General features: G+C 62.3%; 16 protein-coding genes. 4 read left to right on the top strand and 12 right to left on the bottom strand.

The genetic code is table 11. The features are described from left to right. The first annotated feature begins 33 nt into the window (after positions 1-33). Positions 34-1,866: a SulP family inorganic anion transporter gene (locus ACYPXD_RS17920; RefSeq protein WP_459714000.1), complete on the top strand. Its 1,833-nt coding sequence runs from the start codon at positions 34-36 to the stop codon at positions 1,864-1,866. Here ACYPXD_RS17920 and ACYPXD_RS17915 read toward each other — a convergent pair. The 9 genes from ACYPXD_RS17915 to ACYPXD_RS17875 form a co-directional block, all read right to left on the bottom strand. Continuing rightward, positions 1,839-2,540: a response regulator gene (locus ACYPXD_RS17915; protein WP_459713998.1), complete on the bottom strand. Its 702-nt coding sequence runs from the start codon at positions 2,538-2,540 to the stop codon at positions 1,839-1,841. The two genes, ACYPXD_RS17920 and ACYPXD_RS17915, sit on opposite strands and share 28 nt — an antisense overlap. Continuing rightward, a complete protein-coding gene (locus ACYPXD_RS17910; RefSeq protein ID WP_459713996.1) occupies positions 2,537-5,260 on the bottom strand; it encodes a DUF4118 domain-containing protein in 2,724 nt (907 codons plus the stop codon). The genes ACYPXD_RS17915 and ACYPXD_RS17910 overlap by 4 nt, the downstream gene beginning before the upstream one ends. A 396-nt stretch (positions 5,261-5,656) precedes the next feature. Further along, positions 5,657-7,057: a hypothetical protein gene (locus ACYPXD_RS17905; RefSeq protein ID WP_459713993.1), complete on the bottom strand. Its 1,401-nt coding sequence runs from the start codon at positions 7,055-7,057 to the stop codon at positions 5,657-5,659. A 12-nt stretch (positions 7,058-7,069) separates the two neighbouring features. Continuing rightward, on the bottom strand, positions 7,070-7,360 hold the full coding sequence (locus ACYPXD_RS17900) for a PAAR domain-containing protein (protein ID WP_459713990.1): 291 nt from the start codon (positions 7,358-7,360) through the stop codon (positions 7,070-7,072). After that, positions 7,353-8,822, bottom strand: a complete 1,470-nt coding sequence (locus tag ACYPXD_RS17895) for a hypothetical protein (protein ID WP_459713988.1) — start codon at positions 8,820-8,822, stop codon at positions 7,353-7,355. Before ACYPXD_RS17895 ends, ACYPXD_RS17900 begins: the two co-directional genes overlap by 8 nt. Further along, positions 8,806-12,441 (bottom strand): type VI secretion system Vgr family protein, encoded by a 3,636-nt coding sequence (locus ACYPXD_RS17890; RefSeq protein WP_459713985.1) that lies wholly within the window; start codon positions 12,439-12,441, stop codon positions 8,806-8,808. The genes ACYPXD_RS17895 and ACYPXD_RS17890 overlap by 17 nt, the downstream gene beginning before the upstream one ends. Before the next feature lie 921 nt (positions 12,442-13,362). Continuing rightward, positions 13,363-14,286, bottom strand: a complete 924-nt coding sequence (locus ACYPXD_RS17885; RefSeq protein ID WP_459713983.1) for an NUDIX domain-containing protein — start codon at positions 14,284-14,286, stop codon at positions 13,363-13,365. A gap of 37 nt (positions 14,287-14,323) precedes the next feature. Further along, on the bottom strand, positions 14,324-16,684 hold the full coding sequence (locus ACYPXD_RS17880; RefSeq protein WP_459713981.1) for a putative bifunctional diguanylate cyclase/phosphodiesterase: 2,361 nt from the start codon (positions 16,682-16,684) through the stop codon (positions 14,324-14,326). Between the two features lie 240 nt (positions 16,685-16,924). Further along, positions 16,925-17,596, bottom strand: coding sequence for a MarC family protein (locus ACYPXD_RS17875; protein ID WP_459713979.1), 672 nt, complete (start codon positions 17,594-17,596; stop codon positions 16,925-16,927). A 332-nt stretch (positions 17,597-17,928) separates the two neighbouring features. On the opposite strand from ACYPXD_RS17875, the gene ACYPXD_RS17870 reads away from it, so the two are divergent. From ACYPXD_RS17870 to ACYPXD_RS17860, 3 genes are all read left to right on the top strand, one after another. Beyond that, the gene (locus ACYPXD_RS17870; RefSeq protein ID WP_459713977.1) at positions 17,929-18,156 is read left to right on the top strand and encodes a DUF3311 domain-containing protein; all 228 of its coding nucleotides are present in this window, start codon (positions 17,929-17,931) and stop codon (positions 18,154-18,156) included. Next, positions 18,153-19,631: a sodium:solute symporter family protein gene (locus ACYPXD_RS17865; protein WP_459713974.1), complete on the top strand. Its 1,479-nt coding sequence runs from the start codon at positions 18,153-18,155 to the stop codon at positions 19,629-19,631. The genes ACYPXD_RS17870 and ACYPXD_RS17865 overlap by 4 nt, the downstream gene beginning before the upstream one ends. 200 nt (positions 19,632-19,831) lie before the next feature. Then, complete coding sequence (locus ACYPXD_RS17860) at positions 19,832-20,089, top strand: hypothetical protein (protein ID WP_459713972.1); 258 nt, start codon at positions 19,832-19,834, stop codon at positions 20,087-20,089. A 94-nt stretch (positions 20,090-20,183) separates the two neighbouring features. Here ACYPXD_RS17860 and cobM read toward each other — a convergent pair whose 3' ends face one another. From cobM to cbiE, 3 genes are all read right to left on the bottom strand, one after another. Beyond that, complete coding sequence (gene cobM, locus ACYPXD_RS17855; protein WP_459713970.1) at positions 20,184-20,936, bottom strand: precorrin-4 C(11)-methyltransferase; 753 nt, start codon at positions 20,934-20,936, stop codon at positions 20,184-20,186. Continuing rightward, positions 20,933-21,664: a cobalt-precorrin-6A reductase gene (locus ACYPXD_RS17850; protein WP_459713968.1), complete on the bottom strand. Its 732-nt coding sequence runs from the start codon at positions 21,662-21,664 to the stop codon at positions 20,933-20,935. The genes cobM and ACYPXD_RS17850 overlap by 4 nt, the downstream gene beginning before the upstream one ends. Continuing rightward, positions 21,661-22,717 (bottom strand): precorrin-6y C5,15-methyltransferase (decarboxylating) subunit CbiE (gene cbiE, locus ACYPXD_RS17845; RefSeq protein ID WP_459713966.1); only part of this gene is annotated, 1,057 nt, incomplete at its 5' end. The genes ACYPXD_RS17850 and cbiE, both read right to left, overlap by 4 nt.

Below are 22,717 nucleotides of genomic sequence, written 5' to 3'. Positions count from 1 at the left end.
CCGCGGCTTTTTCCGCATTTCGCACTTTCCGCCATGCCGCCTTTCGATCAGCCTTCCGGCACACCTTCGGATGCACCTTCCGGCGTAGCTTCGGGCACACCTGCGGATGCACCGCCGGCCTCGCCGCCTTCCGGCACGACGCCGGCCGAACTTCGGCGACACGCTCACCGAAGCGGGATACCGCTGCCGGAATGGCTGCTCGACTATCGCTCGCACTGGATCAAGGGCGATCTGATCGCCGGCCTGACCACCGCGGCGGTCGTCATTCCGAACGCGCTCGCTTACGCGACGCTTGCCGGGCTGCCCGTCGAGGCGGGCCTTTATACGTCGTTTATCCCGATGCTGGTCTACGCGCTGACCGGCACGTCGCGCGTGTTGAGCGTCAGCACGACCACCACGCTCTCGATACTCACCACGTCGGCGCTCGCCAACATCGCGCCGGGCGGCGGCCACGCGGAACTGCTCGCGGCGGCCGCCACCCTCGGCGTGCTGGTCGGGCTCATCCTGATGGTCGCCTCGCTGCTGCGCCTCGGCTTTGTCGCGGACTTTATCTCGGAACCGGTGCTGGTCGGCTTCAAGGCCGGCATAGCGGTCGTGATTTTTGTCGACCAGTTGCCGAAGCTGCTCGGCATTCACTTCACGAAAGGCGAGTTCTTCGAGAACGTGCTGCGCATTCTTGAAGGCCTGCCACGCACTTCGATGACAACCGCCGTCGTCGCGGCGCTGGCGCTCGTCGCGCTGATCGCGTTGCGGCGTTTCGTGCCGCATGTGCCGGCGCCGCTGGCGGTAGTCGCATGCGCGATTGCCGCATCGAAGCTGCTGGACCTGCATGCGCATGGCGTCGACACGGTCGGCGCCGTGCCGGCCGGTCTGCCCGCGACCACGTTGCCCGTCTTCGCGCTCGCCCACGCGTTGTGGCCGATCGCGCTCGGCATGGCATTGATGAGCTTCACCGAAACCACCGCGGCCGGCCGTGCATTCGCGCGTCACGGCGAGCCCGCCCCGCGCGCGAACCGCGAGCTTTTCGCCACCGGCCTCGCCAATCTGGCCGGCGCGCTATTCGGCGCGATGCCGGGCGGCGGCGGCACGACGCAGACCGCGGTGAACCGCCGCGCCGGCGCGCGCAGCCAGGCGGCATCGCTCGTCACGGCCGCCGTCGCGCTCGCGGCGATGCTGCTGCTGTCACCGCTGATCGGCCTGATTCCACAGGCGGTGCTGGCCGCCGTCGTGATCGTCTATTCGATCGGCCTGTTCGATCCGATCGAATTTCGCGCGATCGCGCGTGTGCGGCGCATGGAGTTCGTCTGGGCCGTCGTGGCGCTGGCCGGCGTGGTGATTGTCGGCACGCTGCAGGGCATTCTGGTGGCAATCGTCGTATCGCTGGCCGCGCTCGCGCATCAGCTGTCGGACCCGCCCGTCTATGTGCTCGCGCGCAAGCGCAACACGAACGTGTTCCGGCCCGTCTCCCACCTGCATCCCGACGACGAAACGTGGCCGGGTCTTCTGCTGCTGATGCCCGAAGGACGGGTCTACTTCGCCAACGTCCAGCACATCGGACAAAAAATGCTGAAGCTGATCGCGCAGGCCGCGCCGCATACGGTCGTCATCGATATGAGCGGTGTATTCGATATCGAATACACGGCGCTCAGGATGTTCGCCGATGCCGAAGAGCGGCTGCGCTCGCGCGGCATCACGCTCTGGCTCGCGGCGTTGAATCCGGACGTGCTGGCGCTCGTGCAGCGCTCGCCGATCGGCGAGGCGCTGGGCCGCGAACGGATGTTCCACAATCTCGAGCAGGCGGTCGGACATTACCGGACGACGGTGCTCGGCGAAGCGGGTCAGGTGGCCAGCCCGGCAAGCCGGTAGCCGACCTGTAACTCCGTCATCAAATGGCGGGGCTGCGTCGGATCGTCTTCGAGCTTCTGACGCAGCGTCAACATATAGACGCGCAGATACTGCGGGCGGTCCGCATAGCCCGGTCCCCAGACGTCGAGCAGCAGTTGACGGTACGTGATCACCTTGCCGTAGCCGCGAATCAGCGCGGTGAGCAGCCGGAACTCGGTCGGCGTCAGGTGCACGGGTGCGCCGTTACGCGTGACCTCGTAGGTCGCGAGATCGACGCTGACTTCGCCGAAGCGCACCGTCGACGCCGTCGGGCCATCGCTTGCGACGAGGCTCGCGCGCCTTAATTGCGCGCGCACGCGCGCGATCAGTTCGGGCACGCCGAACGGCTTGGTCAGATAGTCGTCGGCGCCGATATTGAGCGCGTCGACTTTCTCGGTCTCGCGATCGCGCGCCGACAGCACGAGCACCGGCGCGCGCGACCATGTGCGCAAATCGCGGATCAGCACCTTGCCGTCTTCGTCGGGCAAGCCGAGGTCGACGATCAGCAGCTCCGGCTGCCGGCTCGCGCTTTCGATGCGCGCTTCTCCGGCCGTGCTCGCTTCGAATACGGTCATGCCGTCGCGTTCGAGCGCCATACGGATAAAGCGCCGTATATCGGACTCGTCTTCGACGAGCAGAATGCGCGGCTTTTTCATGCGGCGCGTTCCTCTTCGATTAAAGGCGGAGCGCCAAGCGGCAGGCGAATCTCGAAGCGCGTGCCTTGCGGCAAACGCCGTTCCGCATCGATCGCGCCCTCGTGTGCATCGACGATCGTGCGGCACAGCGCGAGCCCCAGGCCGACGCCCGAAATAGCCGATTCGCGCACGCCGCGCGTGAACGCTTCGAAGAAATGCTCGGGGTCGACATTCGGCAAACCCGGGCCGTCGTCTTCGATAAACAGATGCATCGTGTCACCGACCGCCCGCGCGCGAATCTGGATCGTCGATCCGGCCGGCGTGTATTTGACTGCGTTGTCGATCAGATTGACAAGCACGCGCTCGAATGCGATCGCATCGATTTCGATTAACGGCAGATCGGGCGGCAGTTCGGTGCGCACGCGATGCGCGTCGAGCGTGTGGCCAAGGCGCGCGAGCGCGCTGCCGGCCACCTCGCCGAGTGCGTGCCACTCCCTGTTCAGGCGCACGCCCTCGCTTTGCATGCGCGCCAGGTCGAGCAGATTGGTGACGAGCCGGTGCAATTCTTCGGTTTGCAGACGGATCGAGCGCGATACGGCCGTACGTTCGGTATCGGGCAGATCGCCGACGCGTTCGAGCGTTTCCGCGAGCCCGCTTATCGCCGTGAGCGGTGTTTTCAGGTCGTGCGAGACCGCGGCAAGCAGTGCGTTGCGCAAGCGCTCGCCTTCCATGCGGACCTGCGTGTCCTGCGCGATCTCGATGAAATGCGTGCGTTCGAGCGCCAGTGCGATCAGCACGCAACACGCGTCGAGCAGGCGCCGGTCGTCCGCATCGTTCGACAGTTCGCCGTCTTCCGCGCAGATGGCGAGCACGCCGCGCGTGCAGATCGGGCCTTTGAGCGGCAGATACAACGCGCGTGCGCCGCTTAGCGTCTGCGTGCCGGCACCGGCCGCTTCCGCGTGGTCGTAAGTCCATTGCGCGACCGACGTATCGACGAAGTCCGCGGCGTTCGCGTCATCGCGCAACAACTCGGCCTTGCTGGCGGTTTTTCCCGCTGCCTGTTCCGTTGCGATCGAATCGGGCAGCACGAGCGCGACGCGCGCGTCGAACAGCGGCGCGATCGTCTGGCGGCACACGGCCGCAATCTGCGCGGGGCGAATCGCGCTGGACAGATCGCGTGCAACGCGCGCGACGGCCGTGGCGCGGCGCTCGCCCGCGGTCGCGACTTTCGCCTTGTAGCGCAGCCGCGCGGCCAGCTGGCTCGTGACCAGCGCGACCGTCAACATCAGCACGAAGGTGTACAGATATTGCGTATCGGACACGGGAAACGAAAAGCGCGGATCGACGAAGAAGAAATCGAAGCTGCCCACGCTCAGCAACGCCGCCCATGCGCCGGCCATGCGGCCGAGCCGCAACGACAGCAGCACGACGTTCAGCATGAACAGCATCACGACATTCGGCGTCGCGAAGAAATGCAGCACGATGCTCGCGATCACCGTGGTCAGCACGCATGCGAACAGCGCAAGCAGCAGCCCGCTCCATACCGTTTCGGCGGTTCGCCTCGCGACCACGCGCGCCAGCGGCGCATCGTCGTCGGACGTGCCGACCACCACCAGCGCCAGACGCGGATTCGCGCGCACGATGCGCTCGGCGATACGCGGCCCCGACCAGGCGCGCCATAACGCACGCCAACGCGCGCGTGGCGGACGGCTGCCGAGCACGAGCCGTGTCGCGCCCCGCTCGTGCGCGTAGCCGACGAGCGTGCTCGCAACGTCCTCGCCCGGCAAGGTCGTGAATTCGGCGCCGAGGCTGTCGGCGAGATTCGCCAGCGTCAGCAGCGTCTCGCGCTGGTGCGCATCGCGCACGCCGGTGGACCGATCGACATGCACGACGACCCATTCCGCGCGCAGATGTTGCGCGAGGCGTGCGCCTTCGAGAATCAGCCGCTCGTGCGACGCCTGCGCGCGAATGCCGACCAGAATCCGCTCGCGCGTCGCGCCCGCGGTACGCAAACGCCCTTTGAGCCGCTGCCCGTGCACGTCCGCATTGGCGCGGTCGGCCATGCAGCGCAGCGCGAGTTCGCGCAACGCAAGCAGATTCGTGCGCACGAGGCAACTGCGCGCGCCTTCGGTCGCCGCGGTCAACCGCGCACTGCCCGACATCAGGCGCGCGAGCAGATCGTCAGGCGGCAGATCGATGAGCACGACGTCGGCCGCTTCGAAGAAGAAGCGATCGGGCACGGTTTCGCGCATACGCACGCCGATCATATTGCTGACCGTATCGCCGAGGCTTTCGAGTTGCGCGACATCGAGCGTCGCATAGACATCGATGCCGGCCGCGAGCAGCGTGTCGACGTCCTGCCAGCGTTTCGCATGCCGGCCACCGGGCACATTGGCGCAGGCGAGTTCATCGATCGCGATTAGCCGCGGATGCGCGGCGAGCGCGCCGTCGAGATCGAATTCGCGCAGCATCCGTTCATGGCGATGCACATGCTTCGGCAGCAGCGCCGGCAACCCGACGACCAGACGTCGCAGCGTTTCGCTACCGTGCGTGTCGATTTCGCCGATCGCGACGTCGACGCCGTCGTCGCGCTGCCGGCGCACCGCGTGCAGCATCGCCCATGTTTTACCGACGCCGGGACAGGCACCGAAGAAAATCTTGAGCCTGCCCCTTGCTACATCGGCCGATTGAATTTCGTGTTCCGGTCCACGTGCTGCGGCGGGTTCGGAAGCGGTTTGCATTGCCTTCACGACGGTCCATAAAGATGCTGTAAAGACTTTCCTTGGAACCGTAAAAAGGACATATAGAAAGCCTCTAAAAAAGCAGCGTAATCGCAATATCGATCAACTTGATACCGATAAACGGCGCGATTACACCTCCTACTCCGTAGATTAGCAAGTTACGCGACAAAAGGCGCTGGCCGGTTCAGCGCGATAGCGTACGCCCTTTACTTTCCCCACATCGACCGAGCCTGTCAGATTCTTAGTGTGACGAGGTCATGAGACGATAATGGCGAATAACGTCCTATGACCGATGCAGCGTTGAACAGGAAGCGCTGGAACCCGAAGGCGCCGAGGCGGTTTCCCGATGAACTGAGCGATCACCTGCCAGCGCAGGTTCCTTTAAATCAGCAATGGCTACTGCCTATACGTGCGCTGGAAGTTCTCAATGATATATTTGCACCGCAGGTATCTCGCCCCGGCAAATCCGGCACTCAGGACCACCGCGATAATCAGACCGACGGTGCTGATGCTGCTCCAGCCTTCGTGAGCACCGAGGAGTAGCACGCCAGCAAAACCTAAGGCCGTAAAGGTGACTTCGGAAACGGGTACCAAGGAATATGCGTAACTGTCTTTCCATGGCGCATCCCATTCTCGCAATTCCCTGGCTGCAAGACTGAGCGTCACGCCCCTATCGCCCGGAAGCGCCATGCATTGCGCACCCTGCCCGAAGTGCGCCATCTTCGCCGCTAATGCATATACCAGCCACCGTGACGCAGGAGCCTGCGGGCCGACCGCCATGTCGAGCGCGTGCGTCGAAACCGCAAGCCCGCTTTCCCTCACCGCACCCAAGGTCGCGTGCTTCGCGACACCCTTCAGGCCGCTGTGCCAGAAACTGCGAATGCGCCTCGTCTCGACCTGCTCCGCGTTAAGCAGCAGTGCCATCGCCGCTTCGACCTGATCCGCCTCCGTCCCGATCCCACGCAATAGCCACGCCTGTGGCCTGAGCTTGCCACGCCGGCTCCGCCAGTGCTGGTGCGAGGCCAGCAGCATCGCCACGGCGAACTCTGAGCAATCCCCCGGCGCGTCCGGGTTGTCATTCAGATGCCACGCCAGCACCAGCCGGTAAGACGGATCGCGATCAGCAGGAAACCACTTTTCCGCAAACTTCGGCTCCGTGCCGGGCGGCATGCTGACAATGCGTGGCGCCCCTGGTAAATCGGCCTTCTTCCATATCGCGTGAATGATGTCGGACGATTCGTCCCGGTCCCCCTGCATGATGAGCTGCACAGAATCGCTCTTCATCGCATGGGCCAGCTTTGACGCAAGCGGCACAATCAATTTTTCCAGCACCGCGTGCAGTCGGGAGTCGGCCGCTGTCCCGTCCACGTCAAGCGCCATGACCTTGCCCGGATTGTGCGGCGGTGTACCGTCCAGTCCCAGCATGCGCTCGGCAAGTTCCGGTTCGGGGGCCAGCACCACGCTGTCCAGCACGGCGACACCAGAGCGCCCATTTTGTTGCCAGGATCTGCGCAACTGCCACCCTTCACGGTTGGTAACCGCCGCATCGAAGGCGTACGCCCCATAGAAAGTGTGGTAGACAAAAGCGCACAACGCGCCCCAAAAAAGCGGACCGATCAGCAGAATCCCCCTCAAAAACTCCATTGACGCCACAGGCTTGTCCTTTGGCCACGTAACTACGGTGAGCGCCAGTGCAATGCACTCCACGATAATCAGGATGACGACATACATCCAGATGGGAGGCGGCTTGCCTGCATTCTTCTCGTCGGGGATCACCTGGTTCCAGCGAAAAGTCATCGTTTCTCCGCGTCAGCCTTCGTAGGTCCAGTGATGTTGTGAGGCAATCAGTGTTGGCGAAGGACTGCAGCGGCAACGACAGAAGTCACGCTCCAGTGCGGGCAGCCTGCCGTCCATGGCGTTATCGTCCGAGCGCGGGCCGTTGGCCTCGATATGCCCCACGACGCCGCAGGCAGGGCACTGTACGCGTGCCCCGATGTAGCTCACGCCGCGTCCGTCAAGGCCAATGTCTTCGATCGCGTCAAGCACTGTGCCGTGTGCCGTGGTCCGGTCGAATCGGAGAATGCAGGCGCGCTCAACCATTTGAGACTCCCACCCATTCCCACCTCGGGCCGCTGCCTTCGATAGATGGCATCGTTTCCCCCCTGCGAAGCGTCACAATGCCCGCAAGCCGGTACTGATATTCCTCCACGCCAAACCCGGAACCGATCATTACGCGTGGCACCCAGCGTCCGCTGCGTGGACAGGCCACGCCTGGCTCGCAGAATTGCGCGGTGTCCTCGATGATGTCGAACGACCACTGCTTGACAGGTGTCGGCGCGCTCGCTTCCCACACCCAATGTACCGGGCCGCTGATATTGGTGCCCGCCGCATACTCCGAGTCCATGGGCATCGTCACCGGTTCAGTCGTCGCCACGTCGCCCGCCTTGAACGGTTTCAGCAGCAGGCCGCGAGAAGCGCCACTGGTACGTACGGCGCGATATAGCCCCGCCTCGACGAAGGTTTGCCCCGGCTTGACCGGTCTTTGGGACATATTTTCGCGGTGCGTTCTCTCCCATTGCTCGCGCTCTTCGGGCGTCGAGGGGTAGTCGTGGTCGAAAGCAATACTATTTCCGATCGGTCTAAAATCCACCTTCGTTGACAAACCCCACCCATTACCCTCGTACTCAATTCTCATAAAGGCAGCCCCCGACAAATTATATCCCCCCTTAGCAATCTTGTTATCAGGAGTCGCACTGAACACAAGTTTCCTGCTATCCCCTGGATTTAAGAGAACAACTCCATCCGGGAAATCACCCTGATTAATTAGTTTTTTTCCAGCCAACTCAAAACCCCAATCATCGCGCGGCTCAATTTTCCCGATTTTGCTAAACGGCGCAACACCTAAAGTCCCACGGACCGTATCCCCGCCCCATTGATCCGGCGTTTTGAACTTTATCCAGCGCTCGCCAGAATTAATAAACCGTACGGAAACAATATAACTTCCATTTTTTCGCTCAATACTTTCCGTTTTGAAGTCGAGTTTGATCAGTTTCTGCCCGTTCTCCCACGCCTCTTCCGATAATCTGAAGGGGGCATCAAATACCCTACTCCAGAATTTCTCAGGGATCAGGCGTTGGGAACCCGATGTGCTCACAACTTTGCCGTCACCCATGCACACGACATTGAATGTCGAAGGAGGATCGTACGTTTCAGGACCACCGGTCTGGATATCGTTGTCGCACAAAGTTCGCGCTACCTCTTTCAGTTCCTCCAGATCGTGATTTTGCAACCTCAGCACAAAGACTCCCACACCGGTTTGCGTGTCATCGTTGATGGTGTCCCCCTTGGCAAAATAGAACCTGTCTACTCCATCGAAGCTCATTTCTCTCGAACCATATTGAAGGCCACCTGACCACGAAAGAGAAAATGCACCGGGTCGCAGGACACCATTAGTTGAATCATTTGCCATCGCGCATCTACCTCCTATCCACATTGTCATCACGGACCAAAAGGCCACTTTTAATATTTTATGGAATTTATGACCATTAGTTTTTTCTGACATGAGAGGCTCCAGTTTTCACATTCGAATTTCCACTGCTTCCTTTAGTTGTTGTGATAGCTACAGCAGGAGCGTTATAGCCGACCCGCCACAATTTATTCGTGTGCGCGGAAAACCATCTGCGAATGTACTCAAGATAGTAAGGTGAAGTCGCGGCCGCTGGTTTGACGCATCCGCCACCCATGAGGTTATTTTCTGTTTCAATTACCCAGACCCTGTTTGTCATCCTGTTTGCGTCAGCAAGGGTAAAGTCTATGTCCTTGCCATCCTTGATGTACATCGAATGCACGAATCCACCTTGCTGCCAGTATTCATCGGGAAAATTGAATAAATGCCCTGTCTCATGCGCCATCGTTTGTGTGATGATTTCCCTATACTTGCCAGCGGCTATAACATATTCTTTCTCCGGCCAATTGGCGGCGTCAGCCCGCTCTGTAGTCGGATAAAGGTTTATCGTGACATTTGGACTGAGCGCCGGGGCGTCCGCTGCCCTGACCACGTGCACATCCGCGCAGAATTTCACCGCAACCCGGCAACCACAAGCCGCACCCTTGTTACAGCCATCAAGGACCAGCTTGTAGTTCCCCTGGTTCAGCGTCTTTTCGATCGTGTTTTTGTACGTAGACGCATCGACTTCACTCGGGTCTCGCTCGACCAGCATCAACCCCTGTGCGGCAAACGACTTGTGGGAATTGGCTCCGTTTCGGAAAGTCTCATACTGCACAACTACGTAGTCGTTCTGCTCATCGCGCATCGGTTCCCTTGTCGCGGGATTCATTTTCACCAGCAATTGCGGAATCAATGCGATCACAACGCTGGCTGTGAGGGTCCTGGCGTTAGCGTCGTAAGTAAACCGGCATGTCGTCGGCGCTGTCCCCGAGCACATCACCGGACTTCCGTCCTTTACGAGCCGTTCGGTCCTTGTCCAGCCGTATTTCTGGTACGTGGATGTCTCCCGTTGCATCGTTGCAGACGCCACGAAATCCGGAAGCTGCCAGTAACACGAGGCCGGACTTTCGAGTTGGATCGGGTCAGGATTCCCTGCTGGTCCCACGGTTGGCGCATTATCCGGGTCGTTCACCACCACCACACCGGATCCTTTTTGAACCAGTGTCTCTCTTCCTGTCTGCGAGACACCTGCCCCCCAAGGATTTCTGCCATCCGCTGGCGCCATGGACCCTGCATCCTGCGAGGGCGCAGGCGGCACCGCTCCTGTATTGCTCAGCGCAGCCCACTGCGCCGGGTCCGGTGCGGGCGCAGGTGCTGGCGGCGGAACGAAGTCAGGATTGGTTCGCCACACTTCACACTCGGTCTTGAACGGTACGAAGGCCGGTGCGAATGCCACGCCGCCCAGGTCCATCTGTGCAGGACCGGTTTTTTTCAAGCCGCTTGTCTTGAACACGGCCCCGCCTCGCGAGCCGAATTCGATCCCCTCCGGTGTCATTCGCAGGTACGAGCCGCCGACATTCAGCACAATCTCCCTGGACGACTTCACGTGCAACACCCCGTCGACAGTCTCCATCGTCATGTCGCCCTGCGAGGCAAGCTGCATGCGTCCACGCTGGGCCTGCGCCACGAAGTCGCCCGCCGCTGCAATGAGGCTCATGCCTTTTTGCGAAAACATCGACACTATGTCGCGCGCAGCGACCGTGAAACGCTTAAGCGTGCTGAAATGCACCCCCTTCCTTGCAGTGCCGATAATCGAGCCATCAGCGGCGAAATGCATTCCGTCGCCTGACGCCACACCAACCGGCCCCGGACCCGTGACCAGAACCCCGGGCTTCTTCAGTTCCTTCAATCCGTCGTTGATGCCTTGCTGTGCGTCGGTATCTGCGGGGCTGGCCTTCGACGCCCCGGCAGAATCAGCAAGTGACTTGACGAACGCCTGATGATCCCTGAACTGTGCGTCCGTCTCATCCGTGGCAAGCACCTTGCCGCTGCCACCCACCTGGTTATAAGCCGTCAGCATCGCACCAGCGCCGCCCCTTCCGACCAGATGTCCCGCAGTCCTGAGTTCCGCGCCCGCCCCGCGTCGCTTCAGATCCCGGTCGGGGATAAAACCGAGGTTGAGCTGCGACCGGCCCGAGTGTTCGGTGCTGAGTTCGATGCCTTCCTGTTCGTCCCAGTCATCCATCCACAGCTTGTTCCCGGACTGCGTGCGGATTTCGTTACGCGACATGCGCCGCCGCGATGAGTTGATAAGGTCCGGGCGCTGACTGTTCGGAATGAAACCAACCAGCAGCGGCTTGTTTGGATTGCCTTCGCGAAAGCCGACGAGCGCTTCGTCGCCATCCAGCGCGGGCATGTGCATGCCGGTATTGTTCTTGCCGGAAAAGGGCTTCGCCAGCCGCAGCGGGACGCTTTCCACTCCTTTAGGCCAGTTGCCAAAGTCGCAATGAAAGCGTGCGACATACTCTCCTTTGTCAGTAAGGTAAGCAAATTTGTATTCATCAGGTGAACAGATGGTTGCACCGAGTGTGCCGTGTATTCGAGGCCACCGACTTTCATCCACCTCGATACGGAAGGGGCGATCTCCCGGAATGGCTGTGAAACGGTTCATGTAGCTTGCATCGCGCGCGCCGCCATGCACGACCCGCGTAACAAGCATGCCCGCTTTCGTATCCTCGAGTTCCCGGTCCGGGCGCACGAGCCGCCCCGGCCTGATCGAAAGCACGGTGGATTTGCACTTGTAGCGAATTTGCCGGGCGAGCGCTGCCTCATGGCGCAACCGCGCCTCGTGCTTCGCGCCGTCCTTATCTTTGTGATGCGTGCCCCAGACGTAGGGCGTACCGATCATCGTCGGATCGGTCCGTTCCGGCTCGCTCTCGTCACGAAGAATTTCCCATGCGTTCTCGGGGTTGTAATCGGCAACGACGAAGGACTCCGGCACGGTACGGGTGCGGATCTTGAATGAAAAAATGGACTCTTCGAACGTCAATAACCCGGATGTAGGACGGGCAAGCACGTCGAGGTGGGGCCGCTCGTAGCCGTCGATATCGTCCGCGATCACCAGCACTTCGCCAAACTCGCCGGTCGTCGTAAAGCAGAACAGGCCGGCCTGTTCCATTTCGAGCCTGACATACGCCCAGTCGCCCATGTTGTACTGGAAGCGGAAAGCATGTCTCGGATGTTCGTGCCTCAAGCGCAGTTCAACCTGCATCCAGAAGCGGATCTCGTGGCGTTCAAGGATTGCCTTGATGATTTCCCACGATGTCATCCGCTGGTATGTCACGCAATTGCTCGGGCCGTCGAGCAGTGCGAGTCTCTGTCTGATCACAGCACGATACATGCAGCCATCGCGCGATTCCGATACCAGATCGAATTGCGAAACGAATCCACTGAATTTCCGCGGTTGACGTCCATCCTCGGGCTGGATCGAGAGTTCCGCAAACTGGCCCAGCACCTTCTTTCTGCTGACCGGTTCCGACGTCGAAATCACAGCCTTGATTCGATACGGCTCGCAGATCTCCTCATGCACCTCCCACGAGACGACCGATACAACCGGCATCGGCGTTGCTTTGCCCGTTTCCCGATCAGGCTGCTGCCGCTTGCGCGGCATGAACTTCAGATGCGCGGACTGCCGCCCCGTCAGATATCTCATTGCATCGTCATATTCCGCCATGGTTACCTACCTGATTGTTTTTCCCGTTTCACAGCGGACGGGCCAGTGGAAAAAAACCCATCCGGCCCATCCCTTATCCCATTCAGCCGTTCTGACCGTTGAGCCCATGCCCCCTTCGCATGCAGTAGGGCTTGCCAATCTGTTCCGGCATGAAAATCGGTCGGATTTTTTTCACAAACACATATAATTTGTAATCCGAAATATTTTATTGTCACGACCTTTCACCTTTCGGATTTATGTCGCTCTGACGTGCACGTCCATCCTCAATGGGCGGGCCGTAGCGGGCACGCCCTCGGGCCTGCCGGTCTTTGGACACGTCTGCCAACCCTGCATCGCGGCCGCGCCCACCCTTCCGGCCAATAGCGGACTTTCACTCGACAGTGGGGAGACGTCGTTGTTCCGCGACCTCGCGTCCCCGCTGATGACGGTCATACGCACCCCGCCGCGACACGGCAGGAACATCAGGATCACGACAAAAGCCGCTGAAGACGACGGGCAGACCACAGAAAAATAGGCCGCCAGTAGTTCGAATGCATCCTCACGGTCGCACGCAACGTCACGCGCGCCGAGCTGAACCGGCGTCCGATCAGTCCGCTCGTTCGGGCCGAGCGCCGGTAAAAAGACTGGGCGGCCCTTGTAAGGCCAACACGATGAGAGAAGCAGACGTAACGGGGTAATTCGTCCGCTGGCGAATAGTAGTCCATATTGTTTTGGAAGAACAACTGACTCCGGCAACGATCATCCGGTTACCTGCCGGAATTCCCGTTTCCGTTGAGTACCACCATGCACCGCTGCCCGCATCCGCTGATCGATTGAACACGACTAGTGGCGGAAAATCTGTCGATACGCCCACCAGGACGGCGTCAAAAGCGCGCTGAGTTTCGCATGTCGACGCAAGGGCGAGGTTAAGACCGCCCTGCTCTAGCGGATAAACACCTCGCGATGCGTGCGCCACGCCAGCGCATCCTGCACACGACGCGCTTGTGCGGCGACCATCGGAAAGTGCGCGAGCGCGTCGAGCTCGATCCACTGCACGTCGGTCGATTCGTCGTCGTGCGAAAGCTGTTCGCTTGTCGCGGAGGCCGCGAGCAGAATCGAGAATTCGCGGCGCACTTCGCCGTCCGAATACGCGATGATCGTCGCCGGATCGGTATAGGTGCCGATCAGTCCCGTCATCGTAATGTCGATGCCGGTTTCCTCACGCACCTCGCGGCGCGCACAGCCTTCGAGCGAGTCGGTCAGTTCCATCGTGCCGCCGGGCATCGCCCAATAGCCGCTGTCGCGGCGCTTGACGAGCAGCAGGCGGTTCGCGGCATCGAATACCGCCACTGCGACCGCCGGCTTCAGCGAGTTCGCAACGGGTACCGCGGCTGCATCCGCCGCGGCACCGCCGCCCGTTTGCCGCGCATTCAGGTCGACACGCGTCACGCGCAATGTTTCGCGCGCCCAGGCGTCGACGGCGTCGGTCATCGGCACGATCTGCTTGTCGTTGCCCGCCGGGTATTTGATAAAGAGAATGCGCGTGTCGCGCTTGATGCGCTGCACGTAGGCCGTGCCCGGATAGATCACATAGAAGTCGCCGGCGCGAAAGCGGTGCACCTCGGCCGTGTCGATGTCCCGGTACTCGGTCATGCCGCGCAGCACGTAGTGATACTCTTTCGCGCGCGCATGGCGATGCGCGGGCTCAAAGCCGCTTTTGACGTAGTCGGAGAGGCCGACTTCGATATCGGTGTCGTGAACGTGCGCAAGCGGCTGCGGCCGTTGCAGCGCACCGGCCAGGTATTGACGGGTTTGTCCGCCAAGCGCTGCTTCGATCGCAGCGGCATCCAGCGATTTGAACGGCATCCGGTATCCCGCTTCAGTGAGTCGAACAGTCCAGATGTTACGACACACGAGGCGCATCGCCACCGGCATTGCCGCCCATCCTCGCCACTCCCGCCAGCAACTGCGTGTATTCGCCCGGCGCCACGGGCCGCCCGAACAGATACCCCTGCTGCCGGTCACAGCCGATCGAGCGCAAATACGCCGACTGCGCCGACGTCTCGACGCCTTCGGCGGTCACGTTCATCCCCAGCGAATGCGCCATCGCCACCACCGCATGCGTAATCGCGACCGCATCGCGATGATCGGGCAAGCCTGCGACGAACGAGCGGTCGACCTTCAGGTTATGCAGCGGAAAGCGCTTCAGATACGACAGCGACGAATAGCCGGTGCCGAAATCGTCGACGGAGATGCGCACACCCATTCTCGACAGCGAGGTCAACATCGGCATCACGGGCGCACGCTCGCTCATCAGCAGGCCCTCGGTAATCTCGAGTTCGAGCGCGGTCGGATCGAGCCCGGCAGACGCGAGACACTGTGCGACCTCCTGCACGAGGCCGTCGTTGAACTGCCGCGGCGACAGATTCACCGCGATCATCAGATCCGGCGCAAGCGTCTTGCGCCATTCGGCCGCCTGCGCGCACGCGCGCTCGAGCAGCCAGCGGCCGAGCGTCACGATCAGACCCGTGTCTTCGGCGACCGGGATGAACTCGATCGGCGACACATCGCCGAGCGCTTCGTTATGCCAGCGCATCAGCGCTTCGGCGCCGACCGTGCGGCCGCTCTCGCCATCGACGATCGGCTGGTACACGAGCCGCAATTCGTCGGCGGCAAGCGCGCGCCGCAGCGATTGCTCGATCGAGAAACGACGCTGCAACTGGCGGCTCAATTCCTTCGTGAAGAATTCGAAGCCGTTGCGCCCGCGCTGCTTGGCCTGATACATCGCCGAATCGGCATTGCGCATCAGGGTCGCCGCGTCGCGGCCGTCTTCGGGGCACACGCTGATACCGATCGATGCGCCCAGGTAGTATTCGTGGTCGGCCACCGCAAACGGCATGGCGACCGTCTCGAGCACCTGGCGCGCGAGCGCGGTCAGATGCGCGGCGCTTTCATAGCCGCTCACCACGATCACGAACTCGTCGCCGCCCGCGCGCGCGAGCGTGTCGCCCTTATGGACGCAGGCGGCCAGCCGCCGCGCGACGCTGCACAGCAACGCGTCGCCGGCTTCGTGACCGGCCGTATCGTTGACCTTCTTGAAGCCGTCGAGATCGACAAACAGCACGGCGACGCGCGGCGCCTCGCCTTCGCGGCCCGGCTGTTCGAGCAGTTCGCGCATGCGGTCCGACAGATACGCGCGGTTATGGAGACCCGTGAGCGGATCGCGTGTCGCCAGATACTTGAGTTGACGCTGCGCGGCGCGCACCGGGCCGATATCGTTGAACGAAACCAGCACGGCGCTCGGCTCCGGCTCGCCGGGCTTGATGATCGGCACGAAGTTCGCGGTGATCCAGATCGTCTGGCCGATCGCCAGTTCGACCGACATCGTGACGCCGAGCACGGGCTGGCCCGTGGCAAACACCTTCAGCGTGGGCCGGTCGGGCGTTTCGATCACCGAACCGTCCTCGCGCCGCGCATGCAGCATGACGTTATAGATGTTGGCGCCGATCACGGCCGGCGTCGTGCGCAGCATGCGCATCGCGCTCGGATTGCACGCGAGCACTTCGCCGCTCTTCGACTGCACGACGATGCCTTCATTCAGGTGGTCGACCACGAGCCGATGATGCTCCTCGCTTTGCGCGAGGCGCCGGCGGATGCAGTCCTGATGAATCGCAAGGCCGACGCTGCCGCCGATATCGCGCAGCATCGTTTCCTCGACGTCGGTCGGCCGGCGCGGCGCGCGGTAATAGACGGCAAATGCGCCGAGCACGCCGCCCGATTCGTCTTCGAACGGAATCGACCAGCATGCGCGCAGGCCGAACGGTAGGGCGAGATGCTTGTGTTCGGCCCACAGCGGATCGGTTTCGATATCTTCGGCCACCACGAGGCGGCGCTCGGACATCGCGGTGCCGCACGAACCGGCGCGCGCGCCGATCTCGAAGCCGGCAAGCGCCTCGCAAAACCCCGGCGGCAACGAAGGTGCGGCGCCGACGCGCGCATGTTTGCCATCGGTGTCTAGCACGAGCACCGAGCATGCGGCGCCATCGCCGAGCAAGGCCTCGGCGCGGCGGCACACTTCGGCAAGCAGTTCGGGCAGCGGCGCGCTGCGTGTGAGCAATCGCAACACGGCGCGCTCGGATTCGAGCACCTGCGCGGCAACGGCCGGCCGATAGCCGCCGCTGCCATGCATATAGCCGATCTCACGGTCGGATTCGCCGTGAGGCTCGCTGTCGGTCATCCTGTCTGCGGTATCCTGGGGCTTCATCTTTGCGGCTCCACAACACGACAACGGCACACGGGGGTCATTCGAATACCCGGGTTTACGCTAATGCCACGGTATTGCCACGCTTATTCAATGCGGATTGCATGTCTATTACCCGCTATTTAATGCGGATTAGATATTCGCCATCTGTGCGTCATGAAGCGCCACACAAAGCAGGCCGCGAAGCGACTTCATGACGTGACGTCAATGAGCGACGTCACCGGGCAACGTCACTGAGCAACATCACTGAGCGGGCCGGTTCGCTGCAAGCGGTGCGAGAAACTCCGAAAAGCCGGTCAACATGATCTGCACGCCGATGCAAAGCAACAGGAAGGCCGATACGCGCAAGGCGACCCTGGTGCCCTCCTTGCCGAGAAAGTGCGCGATATACGCAGAGCGACTGTACGTGAAATAGACGACGAGCACGACGAGGATCGAGATCACGATCGACGCGATCGACGACAGTACGAATTCGGACAGTTTGTGCGTGCGGTTTGCATTGAGCGCAATGGCCGTTGCGATCGTGCCGGGGCCCGTGGTGAGCGGCATCGTCAACGGAAAGAACGCTTTGGACATTGCGTTGTCGGGATCGACGGGCTTGCCGGCCGCCGCTTCGGTGCGCGTCTCGGGTGCATTGAGCATATTCCACGCGCTGACCGCCACCGCGAGACCGCCGCCGATGCGCAGCGCCTCGATCGATATGCCGAAGAAATGCAGCACCGGCGTGCCGACGAAGAACACGACGATCAGCACGAAAAAGGCGTTGATCGACACGCGCTTGGCGAGCGCCGCACGCTCCTCGATGGTCAGCGACTCGGTACGGTCGAGAAACACGAAGGCGATCGCAAACGGATTGATGATGCTGATCAATCCGGTAAAGCCGAACAGGATGTCGGAGACGAGGCTGCTTGTCATTGTTATCGGTTCGATCGGTGAGCGTGGGGGTGGGCCGTGCCCGTTACCGCTTTCGATGCCGGCGCGCCGCCGCACAGTGTACCGCTTACCGGTCGCGGCTCATGCATCCGGTTCATGCATCAAACTCAGGTATCAAACTCAGGCATCCGGTATGCGACGTTCGGAGCGCGCGGAGCGCCTGGCTTTCAAATTTCATTCATATTTTTGATCGCTTGGCGCGGGCAGCGCAGCGTCATACAGTCGGACCGGCAGGATTCGCATCAGATGCATGACCCGCATGACTCGCAGGACCGTATCGACCGCCCGTACGCCCATCGTTCGAGGAGATGCCTATGTCCTTTCGTCTGCTTGCCGCGCTGCCGTTTATCGGCATTCTGCTCGGCGTACCCTTCGTCAACCGCGTCGAGCCGCTGATATTCGGCATGCCGCTCGTGCTCGCATGGATCGTGATGTGGGTCGTGCTGAGCGCGGTGATCATGGCGGTCATCTACCGGCTCGATCCGGTGAACCGCGAGCCGGCCGGCCACGAACCCGCAACGCAAGCGGAGGGTCGCCGATGAGCAGCGCACTGGTCATCATTGCCGCCGTGACGCTGTTCGCGCTCTATCTCGGCGTGCGCGCGCGGCACGGCCACGACATGAACCTCGAACAGTGGACCGTCGGCGGGCGCAGCTTCGGCACCGCGTTCGTGTTCCTGCTGATGGCCGGCGAAATCTACACGACGTTCACGTTCCTCGGCGGCAGCGGCTATGCATACGGCAAAGGCGCGCCGGTCTACTACATCCTTGCGTATGCGACGCTCGCGTATGTGCTGTCGTACTGGCTGCTGCCGCCCATCTGGCGCTTCGCGAAATCGCACCGGCTGGTGTCGCAGCCGCACTTTTTCGCGCGCAAATACGATAGTCACGCGCTTGGCGTGCTCGTGGCGGTGGTCGACGTCGCCGCGCTGATTCCGTACCTCGTGTTGCAACTGAAAGGACTCGGCATCATCGTCGCGACCGCATCGTATGGCGCCGTGTCGTCGGCGGCGGCGATCTGGATCGGCGCCGTGGTGGTGACGATCTATGTGATCGCGTCGGGCGTGCGCGGCTCCGCGTGGAACTCGGTCGTGAAAGACCTGCTGATTCTCGCGATCGTGCTGTTTCTCGGCATCTATCTGCCGCTTCGCCACTACGGCGGCATCGGCGAAATGTTCCATGCGATCGACGCCGCGCGGCCCGGCTTTCTGACCTTCCCCGAAAAAGGCTCGAGCGTCACGTGGTTCCAGTCGACCGTGCTGCTCACCGCGCTCGGTTTCTTCATGTGGCCGCACACCTTCGGCTCCGTGTTTACCGCGAAGAGCGAACGCATCTTCCGCCGCAACGCGATGGTGCTGCCGATCTATCAGCTGATCCTGCTGTTCGTGTTCTTTGTCGGCTTCGCGGCGTCGCTGAAAGTGCCGGGCCTCACGGGCGGCAACATCGACCTGTCGCTGTTCCGGCTGTCGATCCAGAGCTTCGATCCCTGGTTCGTCGGCGTGATCGGCGCGGCCGGCGTGCTGACCGCGCTGGTGCCCGGCTCGATGATTCTGACGACCGCATCGACGCTGCTCGCGAACGACATCTACCGAGGCGCGCTGGCGCGGCAGGCGCCCGATGCGGCCGTTACGAAGCTTGCGCGCCTGATGGTTCCCGTGGTGGCGCTCGTCGCCGTGCTGTTCACGCTGCATGGCGGCGAGACGATCGTCGCGCTGCTGCTGATGGGCTACAACTTCGTCACGCAACTGTTTCCCGCCCTGGTGTGCAGTCTGGCGGCGCGCAATCGCGTCACGAAGCAAGGCGCGTTTTGCGGGATTGCCGTCGGCGTGCTAGTCGTGACGGTTACGACGTCGATGCACCTCAGTGTCGGTCAGTTGCTGCCGTTTTTACCCGATACGCTAAAGGACGTGAACATCGGCTTCGTCGCGCTCACGCTCAATGTGATCGTGCTGGCGATCGTCAGTGCGGTGACGCAACCGCATCTGCATGCCGAGCAATCGGGCGCGCGGACACGCTGATCAGTCGATGCATCGCGTTGCGTAGCGGTATGCGCAACGCTTATGCACGTATGACCTGCTGACTCTAGCAACGATCAAGAATGTCCTTAATGTCATGCGGAAGTAGGGAGGCTTCGCTTAAACGACTCAGTCGTTTTCTAAGATTTTTCCCTCCTATCGCATTTCATTCTGTCTCAACCTACTGACATAAGGACATTTACATGAACGTTTCAGCACCGGTTAATACCTTTTACGCCAATGGCAACAAGGAATTCGAATTCACGCCGAGTGGGCAAGGCGGGCTGGCAGGCCAATATATGTACTACGACGAGAACGGGCGAAAGCTGCACAGCGAAAACCGGTCGGTCGACGGACACGTTGGATTCGAACAGAACTACAACACTAACGGCACCGCATATTCGAGCACGGTAACGGCGCCGAACGGCAACTCGCACACGACTGTCTACGCATCGCAGTGAGTGAGGACGGGTTCGACCCGGTGGGCCATATCGTGAAGCCGGGGTCGATCACGAAGAAACGGATCGTGACGCGCGAGGTCGCGATCGGCGTCCGTCATTCGCGGCCGTTCGGCTGCGTTGCGGGATCTTTCGCGTAGAGCGTCGAATCTGAAAAACGCTCGGCGGCCAGCACATGGCCGACCAGAATCAATGCGGTCCGCTCGATGTCGGTCGCCTGCACCTTGCCGGCAATATCGGCAAGCGTCCCGATCACCTTCTCTTCATCGGGCCAGCTGGCCCGATACACAACCGCCACCGGGCAATCCTCGCCATAGTGCGGAATCAGCTCTTCCACGATGCGCGCGATATGCCGCACGCCGAGATGAATCGCCATGGTCGCCCCATGACGCGCGAGGTCTGCCAACTGTTCACCGGCCGGCATCGACGTCTTGCGCGCGTAGCGCGTCAGAATCAGCGTCTGCGAAACATCGGGCAGCGTCAGTTCGCAGCCGAGCGTCGCCGCGCAGGCCGCGGTCGCCGTGACGCCGGGCACGATTTCGTAGGGAATGCCCAGTTCGCGCAGGCGCCGGATCTGCTCGCCGATTGCGCCGTATAGCGACGGATCGCCCGAATGCACGCGCGCGACGTCCCGGCCCTTCGCATGCGCGTCGGCAAGCAGCGCAACGATCGCGTCGAGGTCGAGTTCCGCCGTATTCACCACCACCTCGGCCGCGTTGCCGCCCAGCACCGCGTCCGGCACGAGCGAACCCGCATACAGGATGACCGGGCATGTGCGCACGAGGCGCTGCCCCTTCACCGTGATCAATTCGGGATCGCCGGGTCCCGCGCCGATAAAGAACACTGTCATGAATCTGAACTCCATTCCGTTAGCGCGCGCAACAGTTCGGACGCGCTGTCGAATTCGCGGTCGGCCGCGGGCAGTTCGGGGCGCCGCGTCATCACGATCGGCAAGCCGCGTTCGCGCGCGACCTCGAGCTTCGCCGCGGTCGCGCTTCCGCCGCTGTTCTTGCTGACCACGACATCGATGCCGAGCAATTCGAACAATGCGCGTTCGCCGTCGACCGTAAATGGCCCGCGCGCGCCGATGACCGATGCGCGCGCGTTACCGGCGTGCGCCTCGAGACAGCGCACGACCCAGTATTGATGAACGGGAATGTCGTCGAGATGCGCCAGCGGCTCGCGCCCGAGCGTGAAAAGCGGACGCCGGTATGGCGCGAGCGCGGCGACGATCTGCGGCCAGTCGTCGACGAAGCGCCAGTCGTCGCCGGTTTGCGGCTGCCACGGGGCACGCCGCAGCGCCCAATACGGAACGCCCGCCGCGCGGCACGCAATGGACGCGTGAGCGCTGATGCGCGCGGCGAACGGATGCGTCGCGTCGATCAGCAAACCGATACGTTGCTCCGCGAGATACGCCTGTAACCCCTGCGCGCCGCCGAAGCCGCCGACGCGCACGGCGCAGGTCAGACCGTCCGGTCGCGTGCCGATTCCCGCGAGGCTGTAGACATCGCGGATATCGAGCCTGCGCGCGATCTGCAGTGCGTCGCCGGTTCCTCCGAGCAGCAGGATGCGGCTCATTGCGGCTTGACGGTTTCATACAGCGTGATCGGCAACGCGGGACGCCACGTTTCGAAGCCGCCGAGCGGTTGCGCTTGCGCAAGCGCGATACGCGTGAGCGTGCCGCCGTGCCGCTTGCGGTAGCCGGCAAGCGCGGCCTCGCCCTCGAGCGTCACCGCGTTGGCGACGAGCCGGCCGCCGCTTTTCAATGCGCTCCAGCAAGCCTCGAACACACCGGGCACCGTGACGCCGCCGCCGATAAACACCGCATCGGGCGCGGCCAGGCCCACGAGTGCGGCAGGCGCCTCGCCGGCCACAATCTGCAATGCCGGCACGCCGAGCGCGTCGCGATTGCGCTCGATGAAACCCTGGCGCCCGGCATGCGCCTCAACCGCGATCGCCCGACACGATGGATGCGCGCGCATCCATTCGATGCCGATCGAGCCGCAACCGGCGCCGACATCCCACAGCAATTCGCGCGGCGCCGGCGCGAGCCGTGCGAGCGTCAGCGCGCGCACGTCGCGTTTCGTGAGCTGGCCGTCGTGGGTAAATGATTCGTCGGGCAGGCCCGGCGTCAATGCGAGCCGCGGCGCGTGGCCGCTTGCGCGGCACTCGAGCGCGATCAGATTCAGCGCCGCGCATTGCGCGGGCTGCCACGCATGCGCGAGACCATCGATGCGCCGTTCGAGCGGGCCGCCGATGTGTTCGAAAACGGTCATTCTGGTTTCGCCGAAACCTTGCGCGGCGAGACGCTCGGCGATCGCGGCCGGCGTCGCACCGTCGCTGCTCAGCACGATCAGCCGCGCGCCGTCGTGCAGACAGGCATGGATCGCCGCGAGCGGCCGGCCGACGGCGGACACCGTCGCCACGTCCTGCAACGGCCAGCCAAGGCGCGCCGCGGCAAGCGAAACGGAGGAAGGCGCGGGCAACACGCGCAACGCGTCCGCGCCGACGTGACGCGCAAGCGTGGCGCCGATACCGAACCACATCGGGTCGCCGCTGGCGAGCACGCACACTGCCGCGCCGCGCGAGGCAAGCAGCGGCGCGATATCGAATGGGCTCGGCCAGCACTCG

It is taken from the genome of Paraburkholderia sp. 2C (assembly GCF_054589215.1).
This window is presented reverse-complemented; position numbering and strand designations above follow the sequence as displayed.

Excerpts from the sequence above, each read along its gene's own strand:
- ACYPXD_RS17920 (WP_459714000.1), top strand. The coding sequence starts at position 34 with ATGCCGCCTTTCGATCAGCCTTCCGGCACACCTTCGGATGCACCTTCC.
- ACYPXD_RS17915 (WP_459713998.1), bottom strand. The coding sequence starts at position 2,540 with ATGAAAAAGCCGCGCATTCTGCTCGTCGAAGACGAGTCCGATATACGG.
- ACYPXD_RS17910 (WP_459713996.1), bottom strand. The coding sequence starts at position 5,260 with ATGCAAACCGCTTCCGAACCCGCCGCAGCACGTGGACCGGAACACGAA.
- ACYPXD_RS17905 (WP_459713993.1), bottom strand. The coding sequence starts at position 7,057 with ATGACTTTTCGCTGGAACCAGGTGATCCCCGACGAGAAGAATGCAGGC.
- ACYPXD_RS17900 (WP_459713990.1), bottom strand. The coding sequence starts at position 7,360 with ATGGTTGAGCGCGCCTGCATTCTCCGATTCGACCGGACCACGGCACAC.
- ACYPXD_RS17895 (WP_459713988.1), bottom strand. The coding sequence starts at position 8,822 with ATGTCAGAAAAAACTAATGGTCATAAATTCCATAAAATATTAAAAGTG.
- ACYPXD_RS17890 (WP_459713985.1), bottom strand. The coding sequence starts at position 12,441 with ATGGCGGAATATGACGATGCAATGAGATATCTGACGGGGCGGCAGTCC.
- ACYPXD_RS17885 (WP_459713983.1), bottom strand. The coding sequence starts at position 14,286 with ATGCCGTTCAAATCGCTGGATGCCGCTGCGATCGAAGCAGCGCTTGGC.
- ACYPXD_RS17880 (WP_459713981.1), bottom strand. The coding sequence starts at position 16,684 with ATGAAGCCCCAGGATACCGCAGACAGGATGACCGACAGCGAGCCTCAC.
- ACYPXD_RS17875 (WP_459713979.1), bottom strand. The coding sequence starts at position 17,596 with ATGACAAGCAGCCTCGTCTCCGACATCCTGTTCGGCTTTACCGGATTG.
- ACYPXD_RS17870 (WP_459713977.1), top strand. The coding sequence starts at position 17,929 with ATGTCCTTTCGTCTGCTTGCCGCGCTGCCGTTTATCGGCATTCTGCTC.
- ACYPXD_RS17865 (WP_459713974.1), top strand. The coding sequence starts at position 18,153 with ATGAGCAGCGCACTGGTCATCATTGCCGCCGTGACGCTGTTCGCGCTC.
- ACYPXD_RS17860 (WP_459713972.1), top strand. The coding sequence starts at position 19,832 with ATGAACGTTTCAGCACCGGTTAATACCTTTTACGCCAATGGCAACAAG.
- cobM (WP_459713970.1), bottom strand. The coding sequence starts at position 20,936 with ATGACAGTGTTCTTTATCGGCGCGGGACCCGGCGATCCCGAATTGATC.
- ACYPXD_RS17850 (WP_459713968.1), bottom strand. The coding sequence starts at position 21,664 with ATGAGCCGCATCCTGCTGCTCGGAGGAACCGGCGACGCACTGCAGATC.